The sequence below is a fragment of the Methylobacterium pseudosasicola genome, from assembly GCF_900114535.1.
Lineage (GTDB): Bacteria > Pseudomonadota > Alphaproteobacteria > Rhizobiales > Beijerinckiaceae > Methylobacterium > Methylobacterium pseudosasicola.
The window spans coordinates 350,348-368,524 of sequence record NZ_FOTK01000001.1 but is presented as its reverse complement, the minus strand read 5'-3'; the positions used below and the strand labels follow the sequence as shown (position 1 = coordinate 368,524).

21 protein-coding genes are annotated in these 18,177 nt (G+C 68.8%); 14 read left to right on the top strand and 7 right to left on the bottom strand.

Features of this window, described 5'->3' with window-relative positions; translation table 11 throughout:
* Positions 1-10: 10 nt before the first annotated feature.
* The 11 genes from BM228_RS01810 to BM228_RS01760 all read left to right on the top strand — a co-directional run bounded on the left by BM228_RS01810 (position 11) and on the right by BM228_RS01760 (position 12,282).
* The gene (locus BM228_RS01810) at positions 11-778 is read left to right on the top strand and encodes a TrmH family RNA methyltransferase (protein WP_092036770.1); all 768 of its coding nucleotides are present in this window, start codon (positions 11-13) and stop codon (positions 776-778) included.
* Between the two features lie 386 nt (positions 779-1,164).
* A complete protein-coding gene (gene crtI / locus BM228_RS01805; protein WP_092036574.1) occupies positions 1,165-2,754 on the top strand; it encodes a phytoene desaturase family protein in 1,590 nt (529 codons plus the stop codon).
* Positions 2,755-2,804: 50 nt separating this feature from the next.
* Positions 2,805-3,197: a DUF2141 domain-containing protein gene (locus BM228_RS01800; protein ID WP_092036768.1), complete on the top strand. Its 393-nt coding sequence runs from the start codon at positions 2,805-2,807 to the stop codon at positions 3,195-3,197.
* A gap of 4 nt (positions 3,198-3,201) precedes the next feature.
* On the top strand, positions 3,202-4,182 hold the full coding sequence (locus tag BM228_RS01795; protein ID WP_092036572.1) for an ABC transporter ATP-binding protein: 981 nt from the start codon (positions 3,202-3,204) through the stop codon (positions 4,180-4,182).
* Complete coding sequence (locus tag BM228_RS01790; RefSeq protein ID WP_092036570.1) at positions 4,179-5,387, top strand: ABC transporter permease; 1,209 nt, start codon at positions 4,179-4,181, stop codon at positions 5,385-5,387. The genes BM228_RS01795 and BM228_RS01790 overlap by 4 nt, the downstream gene beginning before the upstream one ends.
* Before the next feature lie 97 nt (positions 5,388-5,484).
* Entirely contained in the window at positions 5,485-6,696 is a 1,212-nt protein-coding gene (locus BM228_RS01785) for an AAA family ATPase (RefSeq protein WP_092036568.1), read from the top strand.
* Positions 6,693-7,262 carry an RloB domain-containing protein gene (locus tag BM228_RS01780; RefSeq protein ID WP_092036566.1) on the top strand — a complete coding sequence of 190 codons (570 nt, stop codon included), beginning with the start codon at positions 6,693-6,695 and terminating at the stop codon, positions 7,260-7,262. The genes BM228_RS01785 and BM228_RS01780 overlap by 4 nt, the downstream gene beginning before the upstream one ends.
* A 132-nt stretch (positions 7,263-7,394) precedes the next feature.
* Complete coding sequence (locus tag BM228_RS01775) at positions 7,395-8,237, top strand: type 1 glutamine amidotransferase (RefSeq protein WP_092036564.1); 843 nt, start codon at positions 7,395-7,397, stop codon at positions 8,235-8,237.
* 103 nt (positions 8,238-8,340) lie between these two features.
* The gene (locus BM228_RS01770; RefSeq protein ID WP_092036562.1) at positions 8,341-9,870 is read left to right on the top strand and encodes a phytoene desaturase family protein; all 1,530 of its coding nucleotides are present in this window, start codon (positions 8,341-8,343) and stop codon (positions 9,868-9,870) included.
* Positions 9,871-10,393: 523 nt separating this feature from the next.
* Positions 10,394-11,149: a lysophospholipid acyltransferase family protein gene (locus BM228_RS01765; RefSeq protein ID WP_092036766.1), complete on the top strand. Its 756-nt coding sequence runs from the start codon at positions 10,394-10,396 to the stop codon at positions 11,147-11,149.
* Positions 11,146-12,282 (top strand): glycosyltransferase family 2 protein, encoded by a 1,137-nt coding sequence (locus BM228_RS01760; protein ID WP_092036560.1) that lies wholly within the window; start codon positions 11,146-11,148, stop codon positions 12,280-12,282. The genes BM228_RS01765 and BM228_RS01760 overlap by 4 nt, the downstream gene beginning before the upstream one ends.
* Positions 12,283-12,350: 68 nt before the next feature.
* On the opposite strand, the gene BM228_RS01755 is transcribed toward BM228_RS01760, so the two are convergent.
* A complete protein-coding gene (locus BM228_RS01755) occupies positions 12,351-12,959 on the bottom strand; it encodes a cupin domain-containing protein (protein ID WP_092036558.1) in 609 nt (202 codons plus the stop codon).
* Positions 12,960-13,259: 300 nt separating this feature from the next.
* Here BM228_RS01755 and BM228_RS01750 point away from each other — a divergent pair, with 300 nt between their 5' ends.
* Entirely contained in the window at positions 13,260-13,877 is a 618-nt protein-coding gene (locus BM228_RS01750) for an LbetaH domain-containing protein (RefSeq protein WP_092036556.1), read from the top strand.
* 296 nt (positions 13,878-14,173) lie between these two features.
* Here the strand turns inward: BM228_RS01750 and BM228_RS01745 are convergent, their stop codons facing one another.
* From BM228_RS01745 to cutA, 3 genes are all read right to left on the bottom strand, one after another.
* Positions 14,174-14,605: a YybH family protein gene (locus tag BM228_RS01745; RefSeq protein WP_092036554.1), complete on the bottom strand. Its 432-nt coding sequence runs from the start codon at positions 14,603-14,605 to the stop codon at positions 14,174-14,176.
* 33 nt (positions 14,606-14,638) lie between these two features.
* Entirely contained in the window at positions 14,639-15,130 is a 492-nt protein-coding gene (locus BM228_RS01740; RefSeq protein WP_092036552.1) for a lipocalin-like domain-containing protein, read from the bottom strand.
* Between the two features lie 192 nt (positions 15,131-15,322).
* Positions 15,323-15,667, bottom strand: coding sequence for a divalent-cation tolerance protein CutA (gene cutA, locus BM228_RS01735; RefSeq protein ID WP_092036550.1), 345 nt, complete (start codon positions 15,665-15,667; stop codon positions 15,323-15,325).
* A gap of 146 nt (positions 15,668-15,813) precedes the next feature.
* Between cutA and BM228_RS01730 the strand changes: the two genes are divergently transcribed.
* Together BM228_RS01730 and BM228_RS01725 are read left to right on the top strand one after the other, a co-directional pair.
* A complete protein-coding gene (locus BM228_RS01730) occupies positions 15,814-16,581 on the top strand; it encodes an NAD kinase (protein ID WP_092036548.1) in 768 nt (255 codons plus the stop codon).
* 2 nt (positions 16,582-16,583) lie between these two features.
* Positions 16,584-17,066 (top strand): GNAT family N-acetyltransferase, encoded by a 483-nt coding sequence (locus BM228_RS01725; protein WP_092036764.1) that lies wholly within the window; start codon positions 16,584-16,586, stop codon positions 17,064-17,066.
* A 12-nt stretch (positions 17,067-17,078) separates the two neighbouring features.
* On the opposite strand, the gene BM228_RS01720 is transcribed toward BM228_RS01725, so the two are convergent.
* The 3 genes from BM228_RS01720 to BM228_RS01710 form a co-directional block, all read right to left on the bottom strand.
* The gene (locus BM228_RS01720; protein ID WP_092036546.1) at positions 17,079-17,279 is read right to left on the bottom strand and encodes a hypothetical protein; all 201 of its coding nucleotides are present in this window, start codon (positions 17,277-17,279) and stop codon (positions 17,079-17,081) included.
* Between the two features lie 141 nt (positions 17,280-17,420).
* On the bottom strand, positions 17,421-17,789 hold the full coding sequence (locus tag BM228_RS01715; RefSeq protein WP_007568880.1) for a DUF6481 family protein: 369 nt from the start codon (positions 17,787-17,789) through the stop codon (positions 17,421-17,423).
* Positions 17,790-17,899: 110 nt separating this feature from the next.
* Positions 17,900-18,109 carry a cold-shock protein gene (locus BM228_RS01710; protein ID WP_007568877.1) on the bottom strand — a complete coding sequence of 70 codons (210 nt, stop codon included), beginning with the start codon at positions 18,107-18,109 and terminating at the stop codon, positions 17,900-17,902.
* Positions 18,110-18,177 lie beyond the last annotated feature (68 nt).

The following is an 18,177-nucleotide window of genomic DNA, read 5'->3' as shown; positions in this document are numbered from 1 at the left end:
CTACACGAAGATGCGTGAGCGCGACCTCGTCGGACGCGCCGGGCGCTTCATCGTGGAGGGCGAGGTCACCCTGCGGCTGCTGCTCGGCGCCCGCGCCCGGTTCCGGTCAGAGTCGATCCTGCTCGCCCCGGAGCGCTGGCCGGGCCTCGCCCCGGACGTGGCCGCCTCTGCTGAGCCGCCGCCGGTCTATCTTGCCGCCAAGCCGGTGATGAGCGCGGTGACGGGCTTCCCGATCCACCGCGGGGTCCTGGCCGTGGGGCTGCGCGGGCCGGAGCCCGATCCCGCCGCCCTGGTGCCGCCGGCCCCCGCCCCCGCGCTGGTGCTCGGGCTCGCGGGCCTGACCAACCACGACAATGTCGGCGCGGCCTTCCGCAACGCCGCGGCCTTCGGGGCCGACGCGGTGCTGCTCGACGCCGCGAGCTGCGACCCGCTCTACCGAAAGAGCATCCGGGTCTCGGCCGGCGCCGCGCTGATCCAGCCCTTCGCCCGGCTCGCGCCTGAGCAGGACTGGCTGGCCCTGGCCGAAGCCCTCGACCTCGAAGCCCTGGCGCTCACCCCAGGTGCGGCCGAATCCCTCGACGCTCTCGCGGTGCCGGCACGGGTGCTGCTGATCCTCGGGACCGAGGGGCCGGGCCTCGATGCGACCACGCTCAGTCGAGCCCGCCCGGTTCGGATTCCGATGGCCCCAGGCTTCGATTCGCTCAACGTGGCGACTGCGGCGGGGATCGCTCTCCAGACGATCGCCCGCGGCCAGGGCCGGCTCGTTTCGGCGGTTTGAACCCATACCAGCCCTTTCGAGGTGTTTAATTGGGTTGCGATCGGGACGTTTTGCCGAGCAGCTTCACACGTCTCCCACTCATGCCAACACTTTGAAAACTGGGCGCTTTCCCCTCCCCCTTGCGGGGAGGGGTCAGGGGTGGGGGTGGTGCCGGATCGGGCGCAGCGGTGCCGTCTGAGCCACCCCCACCTCCAACTCCTCCCCGCAAGGGGGAGGAGAGCGCGTAGCGTCTCGCCCGAATCGCTATGCCAAACACCTTGAAAGAGCTGGAGCCCATCCCTTTTCGTCCGGCACCGAACGCGCGACAAACGGCTGCAATTGTCGTGGGGCGTTGCGAGGCTAGCTTGGCCGATAGAGGTTGGGGGTTGCGAGGGGAGTCGACGGCGTTGCTTCAGTCTGGGGATGGTTTGCGGGCGTTGACCGGTCGCCGGGTGGCCGTGGTCGGCGCCGGTCCCGGCGGCCTGGCTTCGGCCCTGCTGCTGGCTCGCGCCGGGATCCACGTGACCTTGTTCGAGAAGGACGCCCAGGTCGGCGGCCGGACCAAGACCGTGTCGGCGCCGGGCGGCTACAAGTTCGACATCGGCCCGACCTTCTTCCTCTACCCGCAGATCCTGGCCGACATCTTCACGAGTTGCGGCGAGCGGCTGGAGGACCACGTCAAGCTCGAGCGACTCGATCCGCAATACCACCTGGTCTTCGAAGGCGAGGACGGCATCACCGGCACGATCCGCGCCACCGGCGACATCGCCCGGATGGAGACGGAGATAGCCCGCCTGGCGCCGGACGACGCCAAGAACGTCCAGGCGTTCTTCACCGAGAACCGGACCAAGCTCGATTACTTTAAGCCGATCCTGCAGCAGGCTTTCCACACCCTGCGCAGCATGGCGAGCCCTGCGATGCTCGCCGCCCTGCCCCACCTGCATCCCGGCCGCAGCGTCGACCGCGACCTGAAGCGCTACTTCGCCGATCCGCGCGTGCGCCTCGCCTTCTCGTTCCAGACCAAATATTTGGGCATGTCGCCGTTCCGGTGCCCGAGCCTGTTCACGATCCTGTCGTTCCTGGAATACGAGCACGGGGTCTATCACCCGGTGGGCGGCTGCGGCGCGGTCTCCGAGGCGATGGCCGGCCTGGCCGGGCGCATGGGCGTCGACATCCGGCTCAACGCCAATGTCGAGCGGGTGCTGTTCGACGGGAAGCGCGCCAGCGGCGTCGTGGCCGACGGCGAGACCTTCAACGCCGACGCGGTTCTGATCAACGGCGACTTCGCTAAGGTGATGCGCGCCCTCGTGCCGGAGCGGCACCGGCCACGCTGGCGCGACGCCAAGATCAAGAAGGCCCGGCTCTCCTGCTCGACCTTCATGCTGTATCTCGGGGTCGAGGGGAAAGTGCCCGACAGCCTCGGGCACCACACGATCCTCCTGGCCGACGGCTACGAGCGCAACATCCGGGAGATCACCGAGGGGACGCTGCCGATGCAGCCCTCCCTCTACGTCCAGCATGCCGGCTATACCGACGGCGGCATGGCGCCGGCCGGGCACACCGCCCTCTACGTCCTGGTGCCGGTGCCGAACCTCAAGGCCGGGATCGACTGGGCGGCAACCCGCACGAGCTACCGCGCCCTGATCCTGGAGCGCCTGAAGCGTCTGGGCCTGGAGGATCTCGAATCCCGCATCCGCTACGAGCGAATCATCGACCCGACCCAATGGGAGGAGGATTTCGCGGTCCACGAGGGCGCCACCTTCAACCTCGCCCACGACCTGATGCAGATGCTGTATTTCCGGCCGCACAACCGGTTCGGGCCGGGGCTCTACATCGTGGGCGGCGGCACCCATCCGGGCTCGGGTCTGCCGGTGATCTACGAGGGGGCGCGCATCTCAGCCCGGCTGCTGATCGAGGAGCTGGCCGGCGCCCGCGCCGCGTCCCAGGCCGGCATCCCCGACACGGCGCCGCTGGCGACCTCCGGCGAGGCCTCGTGATCGGCGCGCCGGGCCGGGCGGCGCTCACCGCCGGTCTCTGCACCGTCGCGATGCTTCCGGCCCTGCCGGCGGCGGCCGCGAGCCTCCAGGTCGAGGTCGACGGGATCGAGCCCGGCGGCGGCCCGGTCCGGGTGGCCCTTTGCCAGGGCGGCCTGTCCGAGCCGTTCTGCACCCGGGGCGACGCGGCGACGGCCTCCGGCGGCCGGGCCCTGTTCACGTTCCGCGATCTGTCTCCGGGCCCCTACGCGGTGGCGGCCTTCCAGGACACGAACGGCAACGGCCAGCTCGACCGCACCGGGCTCGGCCTGCCGCTCGAACCCTACGGCTTCTCCGGCGCCGTCGCGCGCCGGGCGCGGCCGGACTTCTCCGATGCGGTCTTCGCGTTGCAGGAGCCCGGCGTCTCTGTGCGGGTGCGCCTCGCCCGCGCCCTGCCGCGGCGGTGACGGGGTGAGCGATCCCCTCGTACGGATCGCGGTCGTCGATCTCGACCTGCGCGGGCGGCGGGTGCTGGAACAGATCGATCTCGATCTCGACGCCGCCGAGACCCTGGCGCTGCTCGGGCCGAACGGGGCCGGCAAATCCTCGCTGATGCGCCTGGTGGCGGGCCGCCTGGCACCCAGCGCAGGGACGGTGCGGGTGGCCGGCGCCGACCCGTTCCGGGAGGGCCGCGCCCGCCGAAGCATCGGCTGGGTGCCCCAGGAGATCGCCCTCTATCCGCGCCTCACCGTGGCGGAAAATCTCGGGATCTTCGGCCAGCTCGCCGGCGTGGCCTGGCGCGACCGGCGCGCGGCCGTCGCGGCAGCCCTGGAGATGGCCGACATCGCCGATGTGGCGCAGCGCCCGGTCGGGATCCTCTCCGGCGGCTACCGGCGGCGGGTCAACATTGCGGCGAGCCTGATGAACCGGCCGCGCCTCGTCCTGCTCGACGAGCCGACGAGCGGCGTCGACCTCGCCGCAAGGGCGGCGATCCACGCGGTCCTGGACCGGTTGAAGGCGGCGGGCACCGCGATCCTGATCGCCACCCACGATTTCGCCGAGGCCGAGCGCCTGGCTTCCCGGGTCGCGTTCCTGGCGCAGGGGCGGATCGTGCGCGAAGGGCGCCTCGCCGATCTGCTGGCGCAGCTGCGGGTCGGCGCGCCCGAGCGCGAGCTGAGCCTAACCGTTCCGGCGGACGGGACTGCCGAGGCGGTGCTGCGCCGGGCCGGCTTCGCGCCGGCCGATCCGGACGGCCTCACCTGGCGCTCGGTGGAGCGCTCCGGCCTCGACGGCGCGGCGCTGCTCGGGTCCCTGCGGGCGCAGGGCGTGCCGGTGGCGGAGGTGCGGGTTCGCGCCCCGCGTCTGGAGACGCTGTACCTCGACGCGATCCGGCCCCGGGAGGTTGCGGACCGTGGGGCCTCCGAGCCGCGCCGGGCGGGAGCGGCCGGATGATCGGCGCCGCGTTCCGGGTGATGGCGCTGAGCCTGCTGCGCGACCGCGCCGCCCTGGTGATGGCGTTCGTGCTGCCGACCGTGATCTTCGTCATCTTCGCAGCGATCTTTTCTGGGGCGACCGGGGACCGGATCCGCATCCATCTCGGCCTTGCCGACTTCGCCCGGACGGCGGCCACCCAGCGCCTCGCCGACGCCCTCGTGGCCGACCCGTCCTTACGCGTCACCCGCCTGCCGGCGGCCAATCTGGCGGACGTGACCCAAGCCGTGCGCTCGGGCGCGGTCGACGTCGCCCTGGCGCTCCGGGGCGACCTGATCGCCGCGCCCTCGGACGCCGCACCCGGCCCCGCGGACCAGCCGGTGGTGCTGGTCGAGAACCCCGCCAAGGCGCTCGCCACGCCGATCGCCCTGGGCCAGCTCCAGCGCGTGCTGAACGAGGCTTTGCCCGACGTGGTGCTCTCCCGCATCGTCGCCGACGTGGAGCGCACCGGCAAGATCGGCCCGGACGAGCGGCGCTTCCTCGACGAGGCCTTCGCCGAGCAGCGGGCCAAGAAGGAGCCGTTCAGCTTTGCCTCCCTGGTCGAGCGCCAAAGTACCGCCGCCGGCACCGGCAACGCCAGGGTCAGCTACTACGCCGGCGCGATCACTGCGGTGTTCCTGCTGTTCGCTGCCATGCAGGGCGCATTGTCGCTGGTGGAAGAGCGGGAGACCGGCATCGCTGAGCGCCTGATGGCCGGCCCCGGCGGCCTGCCGGTGGTGGTGCTCGGGAAGTTCGGCTTCCTGACCCTTCAAGGCATGGTCCAGGCCGGCCTGATCTTTTTGGCCGCGGGGCTTCTCTACGGCGTCGAGATCGGCCCGCACTGGCCGGCCTTCCTCACCGCCTGCCTGCTGGTCTCGGCCATGGCCGCGGGCCTGGCGCTCGCCGCCTGCGCGCTGGCGGCATCCCGCCAGCAGGCCCATCTCGCCTCGACCTTCGGGGTGCTGCTGCTCTCCGCGGTGGGCGGCTCGATGGTGCCGCGCTTCCTGATGCCCCCCTGGCTGCAGCAGGCGGGCTGGCTCACGCCCAACGCCTGGGCGATCGAGGCCTATCAGAACGCGCTGGGCGAAGGGTTCGGCTCCGCGGCCCCGGCCTTCGCGGTGATGGGCGTGCTGACCCTGTGCGGGCTGAGCTTGGCGCTCGGCCTGGTGGCCCGGCGCACAGTTTGAACCCGCCCGCGACACCCGAGCGAAGCAACACGACAGAATTTCGTTGAATACGGCCTTTCAGGCGCGCAAAATGCGTGCTGAAGGATCATAGGATGCGATGCTGTATCGACTCGAGATCGCGAATTTCTACTCGCTCCGCGATCGGCAGGTCATCGACCTGCGCAGCAGTGCATCAAGTGCCGACGCGGGTGGCCGTCTGGCACCGATCTGGGCGGGTGCGTCTGAGACCGCACCCAAAGTCGTCGCCTTGTTCGGTGCGAACGCATCCGGCAAGTCGAACGTCCTCAAGGCGCTCGCCTTCATCGCTTGGTTCGTCCGGGACAGCTTCTCGGCCCCCCGCGATACGCGCATGCCGCTCTATCCGTTCAACGATCCCGAGATGCTCGATGAGCCGACCTATCTGGCCATCGAGATTGGCGGCGTCGAAGACATAACGCGCATCGACGATCCGGAAGCCGCCCAGTGCGGATACACCTACGAATTGGCGATCAAAGCAGGGAGCGAGACGCGGGTCGTCAGCGAGCGCCTTTCCTACCGGCCATCTTGGTCGGCGAGACGTATCAGATTGTTCGAGCGCTCGCCGAACGGGGATGTCATCACCGGCAAGGCTTTCGGATTGACTGGCTACAAACAGCCCCTTGAGAAGATTTTGCGCCCGAACGCCAGCGTCATCGCCACCTTGGCACAGCTTGATCACCCCTACTCCAAAGCGATCTGGAGCTTGGCTAACGAAGTCAATTGCAACATTCTGATCGAGAAGATCGATCTGGCAGAGGGTGCCATGATCGGCTTGTTCGCCAAGAATCCGCACTGGCTCGCGAGAGCCAATCGAGAAATCGAGCGCATCGATCTGGGCATCGAATCGTTCAGTCTCAATCCCGGAGATCGCGGACCGGAGGCCAGTTTTACGCATCATGGGCTGGCTTTGCCGATGCCGTTGTCGAACCAGAGCCACGGAACACGTCAGTTTCTGAAAATTTTCCCCTACATTGCCTCGGCCCTCGATCGAGGCGGTTTAGCTGTCCTCGATGAACTCGACGCAGCGATCCACCCCTTGATCCTCCCTGAAATCGTGCGCTGGTTTCACGATCCCCTACGCAACCCCAAGAATGCCCAGCTCTGGATGAGCTGCCACAACGCGTCCGTGCTCGAAGACCTGACCAAGGAAGAAGTCTATTTCGTCGAAAAAGACAGTCGAGGCCTTTCAAGCGTCTACGGATTGCGAGACGTTCAATCTGTTCGCCGCAATGACAATTATTACAAAAAATATCTTGGCGGTGCCTTCGGGGCGGTCCCACAAATCGGATGAGGTCGCGGCGCCCCCGCATTCCGCTCCGCCGCCGCGTCTTTCTGGGCTGTGAAGGTGAGAGCGAACAGAGCTACGGCGCGCTGCTCGCGCGCCTGACGGAAGATCGACATAAACGCATCCACCTCGACACGGCCGTGCTGCAGCCGGGCGCGGGAGATCCGCTGGCGCTCGTCGAACGGGCCGTCGCAGTGCTCGAACAACGCTCAGCGCGAAACGGCCCGTATGCCGTTCGGGCGGTCCTCATCGACAGCGATACACGCGGAGCCGTTGCCGAGCGCGATGTCCGGCTCAGGAACCTGGCTCGCGACCACGACATCCGCATCATTTGGCAGACCCCGTGCCACGAGGCCCTTTTGCTGCGCCATATTTTGGGTTGTGAAGCATTGCGGCCGAGCGATGCTCGCCAAGCGGAAGCCGAGCTTCGCAGGCATTGGCCGGCCTATCGGAAAGGCCTGCCGGCGGCGCGCCTTGCGTCACTGATCGGCGTCGCCGATGTGGCGCGGGCAGCCTTGCAGGACTCGGAATTGCGAGCCTTTCTAGCGGAGATTGAATTTCCTGATCTCTGATCGAGCCGGTGCTGCCCTGCGCGCGGGCCATTTTGCCCAGCCGCGACGATCCGCGCCGCGCCTGCGACCAGCCGTACCCGGACACGGGCCGGCCGATCGGGCAGGGTCCGCGCCCCACACTGTGAGACATCCATGCTCCGCCTGCTCATCGCCGACGGCAACGATCGGGCGGCCCGCGAACGGCACGTCGCGGCCACGGGCCGGACCTCGGCCGAATCCTACGCCGTGGTGGTCCACGACCTCGCCCCCGAGACCGCCTGCCGCTTCCTCAATCCGGCCGATGCCGACGCGGCCCTGCCGCAGGATCTGTCGGACTTCGACGGGCTGATCTTCACGGGCTCGACCCTGAAGGTCTCCGAGGGCACGCCGGCGGTGACCCGCCAGCTCGACCTGATGCGGAGCGCCCTGGAGGTGGGACTCGCCGTGTTCGGATCCTGCTGGGGCGTCCAAGTCGCGGCCACCGTCGCCGGCGGCCATGCCGCGGAGAATCCGCGCGGGCCGGAATACGGCTTCGCCCGGGCGATCACCCCGACCCAGGAAGGCCGGACCCATCCGCTGCTGGCCGGCCGCCCGGCGGTCTGGGACGCACCGGCGATCCACTCGGACGCGGTGCTTGAGCCGCCTCCGGGGGCGCGGGTCCTGGCGGGCAATCGGGTGCTCGGCGTCCAGGCCATCGAAATCCGGCACGGGGCCGGCTGGTTCTGGGGCACGCAGTACCACCCGGAACTCGATCTTGAGGAAGTCGGCGCGATGCTGCGCCTCTGCGATACCGCGATCGTCGAGGCCGGCCTCGCCGAGGATCTGGACGCGGTGGCGGCCTATGCCGACGAGATCGCAAGCCTCCAGGGCGATGATCCCGAGGCCGCGCGCCGCCTCGCCTGGCGCCACGGCCTCGGCCCGGACGTGCTCGAAGCCGACCAGCGCCGCCGGGAGATCGGTAACTTCCTGGCCCAGCTGTCCACAGACAGGGCCTGAACGGCCGGTCCCGCGACCGGGTGGCGCGTTGACCCACGGGGTCTCGCGTCTAGCTTCGAGACGCGGGCCACGCTGTGACGGGCCCGGGGAGCGACCTATCAGGATGAGCCAGGATTCGACGGTCGCCGTGATCGGCAGCGGGCTCGGCGGACTCGCGGCCGCCTGCGTCGCCGCCGCGCGGGGCCACCGCGTCACCGTCTACGACAAGAACGGCTGGCTCGGTGGCAAGGCGGCGGTGCTCCACGAGGGCGGCTTCCGCTTCGACATGGGCCCGACCATCCTGACGGTGCCCCGGGTGCTGGAGCGGATCTTTTCCGAGGCCGGCCGCTCGGTCCACGACTACATGGATCTGCGCCGTCTCGACCCGCAATGGCGCTGCTTCTTCGACGACGGCAGCCGCATCGACCTGATGCAGGATGTCGCGCGCATGGCCGGCGACATGGATCGCTTCGCCCCCGGCAGCGGCGACGGCTACAAAAAATTCCTCTCCATCTCGGAGCATCTGCACGGCGTTTCTGAAAAATTCTTCTTCTGGAAGCCGGTTGAGGACCTGTTCGACACGATCAACATCCGGGCGAACATGAACCCGGGCACCCTGCGCGACGTGCTGTCCCTGCGCATGCACGCCTCGGTGGCCTCGACCATCCGCGGCAAGGTCAAGGATGCGCGGCTCGCGCAGATGCTCGACCACTTCGTGCAATATGTCGGCTCCTCGCCCTACGGCGCGCCGGCCGTGCTCTGCGCCATCGCCCACATGCAGATGGCCGACGGCGTCTGGTACCCGATGGGCGGCACCCGCGCGGTGGCCGAGGGCTTGGCCAAGCTCGCCCAGGAACTCGGCGCCACCTGCAAGACCGACACCGAGGTGACCGGCATCGAGACCGTGGGCGGCGCGGTCCGGGGCGTGCGCACCGCCGAGGGCGTGACGCCCTTTGACGCGGTGATCTCCAACATGGATTCGGTCCGCACCTATCGCGAACTCGTCGGCGGCGCCGCCGGCAAGGCCTATGAGAAGAAGAACCCCGAGCCGGCCTGCTCCGGCGTGGTGCTCTATCTCGGCCTGAACAAGCGCTACGAGCACCTGAACCACCACGATTTCGTCTTCTCCCGGGACCCCGAGGAGGAGTTCGATTTCATCTACAACAAGGGCGAGCCGGCCCCGGACCCGACCGCCTATCTCGCGGCCCCCTCCTCCACCGACCCGAGCGTGGCGCCGGAGGGCGGCGAGGCCCTCTACGTCTTGGTTCACACGCCCTACCTGCGCCCGCACCACGATTGGCGCCCGGATGGCCCTCTGTTCCAGAACTACCGCCGGACCATCCTGGACAAGCTCAAGCGCACCGCCGGCATGCCCGACCTGGAGGAGCGCATCGTCGTCGAGCGCCACCTGACCCCGCAGGACATCCACGAGCGCTACCGGGTGCTCAACGGCGCGATCTACGGCCTGGCTTCGCACGGACGGGTGATGGGCGCGTTCAAGCCCGGCAACCGCTCGCGGCAGGTGCGCGGCCTCTACCTCGCTGGCGGCGCCGCCCATCCCGGCCCCGGCATGCCGATGGTGATGATGTCCGGCTGGATCGCCGCCGACGCACACGACCAGGACGCGCGCGGAACGCTGCGCGCCTCGGCGTGAGTTCCACCCCGCCATCCCCTCCCCCCTCTGCGGGGGAGGCTGCGGAGCTCACTGATCGCTGCCGGATTAAAACAAAGGCTGTGCTCAGGCGCGGCTCCCTCCCCCGCGGAGGCTACGACGTTCACACATCGGCCTGTGTAACGCGTGACGCGCTCTCCTCCCCCTTGCGGGGAGGAGTTGGAGGTGGGGGTGGTTCCGGAAGAGGCGCAGTGGCGCCTCCTGCACCACCCCCACCCCTTTCCCCTCCCCGCAAGGGGGAGGGGAAAGGCCGTGGCGTTTCAGGCGTTCACTGCCGAATGCGAAGTGTGAATCCGCTAACCCGCAGAGGGGGGAAGGAGGGCCTGCGTCTGGCTTGGGGAGACTTCTCATTCAGCCCAGGAGGATCCAGGCGTCCTTCCTTGACCCCGCTCACCCGCACGGGAGGGGAAACCCGCGCCGTATCAGGCCATCCGCGGAGGCTCGGATAGTGCCCTCCCCGCCCCCCGCGCCCCTGCGCCCGATCTCGCCCCTGATCCGCCGCTTCATGGAAGCGTGGTTCGAGCGCTACCTGCACCGGCACTTCGACGCCCTGCGGATGCCGCTCTGGAGCGAACCGCCGGCCCCAAACCATCCCGGCCCGCTGGTGATCTACTGCAACCATCCCGCCTGGTGGGATGCCGCCGTGGTCATCGTGCTATCGGGACGGCTCTACCCGCAGCGGGAGAACCGGGCGCCGTTCGATGCCGCCATGCTGGCGCGCTACCGGGTGTTCGAGCGGATCGGTGCCTTCGGGGTCGATCTCGACAGCCCGCGGGGTGCCGCTCAGTTCCTGGCCGCCGCCAGGGCGATCCTGGCGCGCGCCGACACGGCCCTCTGGATCACCGCGCAGGGCCGCTTCGTCGATGTCCGCGTCCGCCCCCTCGGCCTGCGCCCGGGCGTGGCGCGCCTCGCCGAGCTTGCCCCCGACACGCTGTTCGTGCCGCTCGCCCTCGAATATGCCTTCTGGGACGAGCGCGGCGCCGAGGCCTTCGCGGCTTTCGGGCCCGGGATCCCGGGCGCTGAGTTGGCGGCCCTGCCGCGGGCGGACCGGCTGGCTCGGCTGGAGGCCGACCTAACCGCGACCCTCGACCGGCTGAGTGCCGACGTGATCAGCCGCGAGCCGGAGCGGTTCCGGGCTCTGGTCGCGGGGCGCAAGGGCGTCGGCGGCGTCTACGATCTCTGGCGGCGCCTCGCCGCGCGGCTGGCCGGGCGCCGCTTCGATCCGGCCCACCACGTCGGCGACGGGCAGCCCGGGCGATGACCGATCCGATCCTCACGGCGCTGGCCCTGCTCTGTCTGTTCGCTGCCGCCCTGCCGGCGATCCTGACCGCGGTAAATCTGTTCGCCCTGCACCGGCCCGCGCCCGAGGCCGATCCCGGCCTGGTCTCGATCCTGATCCCGGCCCGCAACGAGGCGGCTAACATCGCCGGGACCGTGCGGGCCGCCCTCGCCAGCACGGCCGTGCCCGTGGAGGTGATCGTCGGCGACGACCATTCGACGGACGGGACTGCCGAAATCGTCCGGGCGATCGGGGATTCGCGCCTGCGCGTCGCCCCGGTGCCGCCGCTGCCCGAGGGCTGGACCGGCAAGAACCACGCCTGCGCCCACATCGCCGGGCTCGCGAACGGCCGCCACCTTCTGTTCATCGACGCGGATGTCCGCCTGGAGCCCGAAGCCGCCGCTTCGCTCGCCGCCAGGGCCCGGCGCGCCGGTGCGGCGCTGGTCAGCGGCGTGCCCCGGCAGCGCACAGAGACCCTGGGCGAGCTGCTCACCGTGCCGATGATCGACTTCCTGCTGGTCGGTTTCCTGCCGGTGCCGCTGATGCGCCGCCGCCCGGATCCGGCCCTGGGCGCGGCCTGCGGGCAGCTCATCTTGTTCGAGCGCGCGGCCTATGCGGCGATCGGCGGCCACGGCGCGATCCGCGGCTTCCTGCACGACGGCGTGCGCCTGCCCCGGCTCCTGCGCGCCGCCGGCTATCGCACCGACCTCGTGGCCGGGGCGGGTCTCGCGACCTGCCGGATGTATCGGGGTTTCTCGGAAGCCTGGGCGGGCTTTTCCAAGAACGCCCATGAGGGCATGGCCACGCCCCGTGCCCTGCCGGTTTGGACCCTGCTCCTGGGCTGCGGCCAGATCCTGCCGCTGCTCCTGGTGCTGGCCGGCCCGTTCGGCCTTATCCCGCCCCTCGCCCTGATCCTCGCCGCGACGGCCTGCGCGCTTTCGCTCGCGACCCGGGCGGCGATCACCCTGGCGGTCCGCGCGCCGCTGGCGACGATTCCGCTCCACCCCGCCGCGGTGCTGGTGGCGCTGGCGATCCAGTGGAACGTGCTGCTGCGGGGCGTCCGGGCCGGCGCGGCCACCTGGAAGGGCCGCACCTACCCGGTCAGCGGCGCCTGAATGTTTGCGAGGGTCCGGCGGAGCATGTCCGCCGGATTGCTCTCGCAAGCGTCAGGCAGGCCTGGCGATCACCGCGCGGTCGGCTGGCACGGATCGGTCGAGCGCTTCCCCTTCCGGGGCTTCAGCGACACGATCAGCTGAACGTTCGGCACGTCGCCGACTTGGCGGGTGAGGTGACCGACATGGCCCTCCGGCCCCTGCGGGGTCGATCCGGTATCGGCGTTGAACTCGACCTCGCCCGGCCCCTGCTCCAGCACGGAGCCGTCCGTGGCCTCGACCGACCAGCGCCCCGACAGGGTGATCACCCATTGCGGGCCGGGGGCCGTGTGCCAGGTGCCGACATAGCCGACCGGCAGGATCGCGTACTTGATCGACGCCACCTCGCCCGGCGGGAAGCCGACATATTGTGGGGCCGCAGGCGGCGCGTAGCTCTTGAAGATGAAGTTCTTTAGGTCGCAATACTGGACGTGGCTCTGGCCCTTGGCGTCCGCGTAGAGAGTGCCATAGCGGAGCGCCGGCGGATTGGCCGTGGTGAGGCCGGCCGGACCCGACGGCGCCGCCTCGATGGTCATCAGCGGCTCGCTCGTCTTGTCGCCGGCCGCCGAGACGCCCGTCCCGCTCGCGACGGAAGCCAACAGCACCATCGCGATGCGGCCAGCTTTCTTGAATGACATCATGGTTTCGACGTCCCAAATCTCACGGCGCCGAAGACGACGCCGCAGGTCCTATAGTCTGAGACATCGATGGGGCCAAATCATCCGCCTGTAATTCTAAAATCAAAAGCCAATTCAATCTTCATATTGTTGACCTTTATCAAATTATATGTTGGCGCGATTCGCGGAAAGTTCGTGCGTTCGAGCGTTTCCATGAACTCAAATCTCGATCTCTTCTCTCGGCGCAGGTGGCTGGCGTCACGCGAGGCGGGCTGACAGGATCGGAGGCCGCCGATCATCACCGCTGCGATTCCCGGACCGACCATGGCCGACGACCTTCCGGACCTGCGCGACCTCATCGCGCGCTATCCCGCCTCCTGGCTGGGCGCGCTCGGCCTGGCCCCCTGGGAGATCACCGCCCGGGCGGCGGCCTTGATCGCCGAACGCATCGGCGGTCTCGACGGGACCTACCGGGTCGGAGACGGCGTCGCGATTCACGCGCAGGCGATCGTGGAACCCGGCGCGACCGTGAAGCCGCCGGCGATCATCGGGCCGGCCTGCTTCGTGGCGACTGGCGCCTACCTGCGCGGCGGATGCTGGCTGGAGGCGGATTGCATCGTCGGACCCGGCGCGGAGCTGAAATCCGCGTTCCTGTTCGCGGGCGCGGCGGCCGCGCATTTCAACTTCGTCGGCGACAGCATTCTCGGCGCGAGCGTGAACCTCGAAGCCGGCGCGATCATCGCCAACCACCGCAACGAGGCGCCCGACCGGCCGATCCTCCTCCGGTTGGGGGACCGGCTCATCGAGACCGGAACCCGCAAATTCGGCGCGCTCGTCGGCGACGAAGCCCGGATCGGCGCCAACGCCGTGATCGCCCCGGGGGCGGTGATCGACCGGCGCACCATCGTGCCGCGGCTCGGGCTGATCGATCAGGGCGGGTGAGGCGTCGCTTAGACGTTGGCCCTTTGCTGTCAGATCATATGGCACGCATCGAAGCTCGGATCCGCGCAGCCTTCGGCCTCTGATTGCATCCGCGTCAGCCGGAGCCGATATTCGCAGTGTCCCCGAAAGGGGCTTTGGGAGTCGGCATTCGACCCAGCGGGTGGATTGCGCCGACTTCAGCACGGGCCTCGCTGGAGCGATCTAGCGGGGCCTTTCTGCACTCAGGCTCCGACGGATTGGCGCCTCACTTCGGAAGAGAGGTGCAAGCGATCAAATCTTCGGACGCCGGGCGCCCCTCAATTCCACGTATGCAGAACCGTCCGCCAGCCGTCCTTCTGGCGTTCCAGCACGTTCACCCAATTGCCCTCAAACTTCTTCTTGGCGCCGCCTTCCACCGGCCCGGTCATCTCCCAGCGGCCCGAGACGATCAGCAGGTTGTCCTTCGCGACGGCGTTCTTCACCGTGGTCTTGTGGTCATCCCAGCCCTTCGCCTTGAGGCCGGAGAAGAACTTTGGGATGCCGTCGCGGGTCTGGGTCGCGCCCTTCGTGACGACGATGGCGTCTTGCGTGTAGAGCTTGCCCAGCGTGTCCATGTCGTCGCGGTTGTAGGCCTCGTCCCACTTGGTCGCCGCGCTCTGGGCATCGGCTTCCAGGGCCTCCGCGCGGCACAGGCCGGGCATGAGTGCGGCGGCGAAAACCAGCACCGGCAGACCATACGTTCGGGACATGTCGTCCTCCCTATTGAGCCGCAGAGTGGAAGGTCAGGGGTACTTTTCCCAAACCAGCGTGATGACGCTCAGCTTTCCGTCGACGTTGAACTTGAACGGCGTGGTCGTGTAGATCAGTTGCCGTCCCTTCTGCTCGACCTGCCGGACCTGGGATGTCCCCGTCCAGGCCTCGTTCCAGGACGTGTCGATGCTGTGGGTGACGCGGTCGGCGTCGAACGTGTACGTTCCCGCATAGGCGAAGAAGGTCTTGTGCAGGTGGATCCTATCCGCGTCGGACATCGTGTCGTTGGCGGCGGGCCGCGCGCGTCCCTCGAAGGCGCAGACGACCATCATCCGCCCATCGCGCCCGTAACTGATCCAGCCATTGGGCTTCGGGCCGCCATAGGCGTCGATGACTTCGCCGGTCTCGACGATCTTCCGCGTGGCGGTGACGAGGCGCCAGGTTCCGACCACCTCGTCGGCCTCCAGGGCTTGCGCGGCCGGGATGCCGAATCCGATCGCAAGGATTGCAATCAATCCTCTCATCGCATGCCACCGCAAGGCATAAAGCCGTATTCAACTTACGGCGTCATGAGAACTCAGCATTGAATGTTCACGAAGTCAATTGTCGCCGCAGGCGATTTGCGGACATTCCGCATCATCCCTCAATGAATGCATTGAAGGGCTGTATTCGTGTTCACCAGACGTTGTCGCAGCGCGGTATAACGCCGGAGTCGATCAAGACGACGGTGGCGCCGCACCGGCCGGCTGCGTCTCCGCAAAAATCCAGGCCGCCGTGTCGGCATCAGCACCGGCGACCGGAAGATGCAGGATGATCGGCGTCTCGTAGGGGTGGCGCGCCTTCAATGCGGCCGACAGGGCATCGGCCAGGCCCTCACGGCTCTTGAGGATCGCCGCGACCTCGTCGCCCCGTTCCACCGCGCCCTTCCAGCTGTAGACCGACAGCATCCCGGGCAGGACGTTGATGCAGGCGATCAGGCGCTCGCGCACCAGGGCCTCGCCGATATTCAACGCGGAGGCGGCGTCGGGAAAGGTGGTGTAGACGAGGAGCGGACGCTCCATGCTATGCCTCCGGGATCGCGCATGTGCCCGAGGAGTGAGACGCATGCGGGGCACCGACGTCAACCGGGCGGTTCGCTCGTCAGATTGGAGCCGTGACGTGACCCCCGACGCGATCCCGACGTCCCGGCCAGGCATCGCCTGACGCCATGTCGACATCCAAGAAGATCGCCTTCGTGGCGAGCCCCACCGGCTACGCCCGCGAAGCCGCCGCCGCCCTGATGCGGCGCTACGACCATGTCCCGCCGGAGGAGGCGGATGTCGTCGTGGCGCTCGGCGGCGACGGGCTGATGCTGCAGGTGCTGCACCGCTTCATGGACCACCCGAAGCCGATCTACGGGATGAACCGCGGCACGGTCGGTTTTCTGATGAACGAGTTCCGGGACGACGACCTGCTGGAGCACCTGGATTCTGCCCAGCGCAGCGTCATCCATCCCCTGCTGATGGACGTGGTCGATACCGAGGGCCGCAGCCACCGGGCGCGGGCGATCAACGAGGTCTATTTGCTGCGCCAGACGCATCAGACGGCCAAGCTGAAGATCGCCGTGGACGGGCATGTCCGGCTGGACCTGCTGATCGCCGACGGGGTGCTGGTCGCCACGGCGGCGGGCTCGACCGCCTACAACCTCTCGGTGGGCGGCCCGATCCTGCCGCTCGACGCGAAGTTGCTGGCTCTGACCCCAATCTCGGCCTTCCGCCCCCGACGCTGGCGGGGGGCGCTGCTGCCGGATTACGCCCGGATCCGGATCGACGTGCTCGACGCCCCCCATCGCCCGGTGGCGGCGGTGGCCGACCACACCGAGTTCCGCCGGGTCTGCACGGTGGAGACCTCCCTCGACCGCGCCACCGAACTCGTGCTGCTGCACGATCCCGGGCACAGCCTGGATGAGCGCATCCTGCGGGAACAGTTCGGGTGAGCCTGGAGATACGCGCGGCCCGCACGTCGGACCACGAGGCGATCACCCGGATCATCGTGCCGACCATCCGCGCCGGGGAGACCTACGCGCTCGATCCCGGACTCAGCGAGGCCGAGGCCGTGGCCTACTGGACGGGGGCGGACCGCGAGACCTTCGTGGCGGACCAGGACGGGGTGGTGCTCGGCACCTACTACCTCCGCGCCAATCAGGCGGGCGGGGGCGCCCATGTCGCCAATTGCGGCTTCATGACCGGCCCAGAAGCTGCCGGGCGCGGCATCGGCCGGGCCATGGGCGTGCACGCCCTCGATCGAGCGCGCGAGCGCGGCTTCACGGCGATGCAGTTCAACTTCGTGGTCTCGACCAATTTTCGGGCCGTCAAGCTCTGGCAGAGCCTCGGCTTCGACCTGGTCGGACGGCTCCCGGGTGCCTTCCGGCATCCGAGGCTGGGCGATGTCGACGCCCTGGTGATGTTCAGGACGCTCTGAGGGAGCAGCCGATCAGGGACGGCTGACCGCGACCAGCTCGCTCTCGCGGATCGCGCGCTCGCCGGCTTCCGTGCGGATCCGGTAGGAGCGCTCGCCGGTCTGATCCTCCGGCATGACGCGCAGGATCTCGAAGACCTCGCCGCCGCCCTTGTCGCCCGGAAGTCCGAGCTGCACGCGGCAGACGCGTTGGCCGATCTTGAATTTATGGGTCATGCCGGGCTCCTATGGCGCGGTTCGAAAGGGCGACGCCGTCGGGGCGGGCACCGACCGCGCATGCGATCGGATACGGCTCCGAGTCTCTGGTCTCACGCGCCCGTTCGTGCCGGTTCGGCATTCCCTTCGGCGGCAGGCGCCTCAGCGGCGCTTCTGGGCCTTGGCCTTGCGGGCGAGGTAGCGCGCATCGCGCTGAAGCTTCTGCTCGGCCTGAAGGGCCTTGGCACGCTCCTGTGCGGCGAGCTGCTCGGCGAGCTTGCGCTCGGCCTCGGCCTGGCGCTCGGCCTCGGCCTGGGCGGCGGCACGGGCGAGTTCCGCCTCGCGCTGGGCGGCGCGCTCGGCCGCGCGGGCCTCGCGGGCATCAACCACGGCGCGGCGGGCGGACTGGCGGGCGAGGACGGCCGGATCATCGGCAGTCGGGCGAGCCCGGAAACGGGCCAGCATCTCGGACCGCGCCTTGGCGGCGGCCTCCAGTCGATCGACGACGCCTTGCTTGTTCGGAAAGCTCACAGACACTCCTGAGTTGGGCGCGGCGGGCCGCCGTCGTCCCGAAATCGGATTTGAATACGAAGAAGCCGCTCCCTCAAGAGCGGCTTCGACACAGGCCGACGAAGCGGCGATCAGACCGTCTGGAGCTGGCCAGCGGATTCCTTGCCGCTGCGACGGTCGGTTTCCAGCTCGTAGGAGACCTTCTGGCCTTCGTTCAGGCCGCGCAGGCCGGCGCGCTCGACAGCCGACACGTGCACGAACACGTCCTTGCCGCCGTCATCCGGCTGGATGAAGCCGTAGCCCTTGGTCTCGTTGAACCACTTGACGGTTCCGGTGCTCATGGAATTCCTCGATCTTCGCAGGCGTAGTGAGAAATGGCACCCGCTCAAAAAAGCGGATACCGGTATCG

Excerpts from the sequence above, each read along its gene's own strand:
- cutA (WP_092036550.1), bottom strand. The coding sequence starts at position 15,667 with ATGGAGCGTCCGCTCCTCGTCTACACCACCTTTCCCGACGCCGCCTCC.
- BM228_RS01740 (WP_092036552.1), bottom strand. The coding sequence starts at position 15,130 with ATGAGAGGATTGATTGCAATCCTTGCGATCGGATTCGGCATCCCGGCC.
- BM228_RS01790 (WP_092036570.1), top strand. The coding sequence starts at position 4,179 with ATGATCGGCGCCGCGTTCCGGGTGATGGCGCTGAGCCTGCTGCGCGAC.
- BM228_RS01745 (WP_092036554.1), bottom strand. The coding sequence starts at position 14,605 with ATGTCCCGAACGTATGGTCTGCCGGTGCTGGTTTTCGCCGCCGCACTC.
- BM228_RS01755 (WP_092036558.1), bottom strand. The coding sequence starts at position 12,959 with ATGATGTCATTCAAGAAAGCTGGCCGCATCGCGATGGTGCTGTTGGCT.
- BM228_RS01775 (WP_092036564.1), top strand. The coding sequence starts at position 7,395 with ATGCTCCGCCTGCTCATCGCCGACGGCAACGATCGGGCGGCCCGCGAA.
- BM228_RS01765 (WP_092036766.1), top strand. The coding sequence starts at position 10,394 with ATGGAAGCGTGGTTCGAGCGCTACCTGCACCGGCACTTCGACGCCCTG.
- BM228_RS01785 (WP_092036568.1), top strand. The coding sequence starts at position 5,485 with ATGCTGTATCGACTCGAGATCGCGAATTTCTACTCGCTCCGCGATCGG.
- BM228_RS01770 (WP_092036562.1), top strand. The coding sequence starts at position 8,341 with ATGAGCCAGGATTCGACGGTCGCCGTGATCGGCAGCGGGCTCGGCGGA.
- BM228_RS01810 (WP_092036770.1), top strand. The coding sequence starts at position 11 with ATGCGTGAGCGCGACCTCGTCGGACGCGCCGGGCGCTTCATCGTGGAG.
- BM228_RS01760 (WP_092036560.1), top strand. The coding sequence starts at position 11,146 with ATGACCGATCCGATCCTCACGGCGCTGGCCCTGCTCTGTCTGTTCGCT.
- BM228_RS01780 (WP_092036566.1), top strand. The coding sequence starts at position 6,693 with ATGAGGTCGCGGCGCCCCCGCATTCCGCTCCGCCGCCGCGTCTTTCTG.
- BM228_RS01730 (WP_092036548.1), top strand. The coding sequence starts at position 15,814 with ATGTCGACATCCAAGAAGATCGCCTTCGTGGCGAGCCCCACCGGCTAC.
- BM228_RS01720 (WP_092036546.1), bottom strand. The coding sequence starts at position 17,279 with ATGACCCATAAATTCAAGATCGGCCAACGCGTCTGCCGCGTGCAGCTC.
- BM228_RS01750 (WP_092036556.1), top strand. The coding sequence starts at position 13,260 with ATGGCCGACGACCTTCCGGACCTGCGCGACCTCATCGCGCGCTATCCC.
- BM228_RS01710 (WP_007568877.1), bottom strand. The coding sequence starts at position 18,109 with ATGAGCACCGGAACCGTCAAGTGGTTCAACGAGACCAAGGGCTACGGC.
- BM228_RS01800 (WP_092036768.1), top strand. The coding sequence starts at position 2,805 with ATGCTTCCGGCCCTGCCGGCGGCGGCCGCGAGCCTCCAGGTCGAGGTC.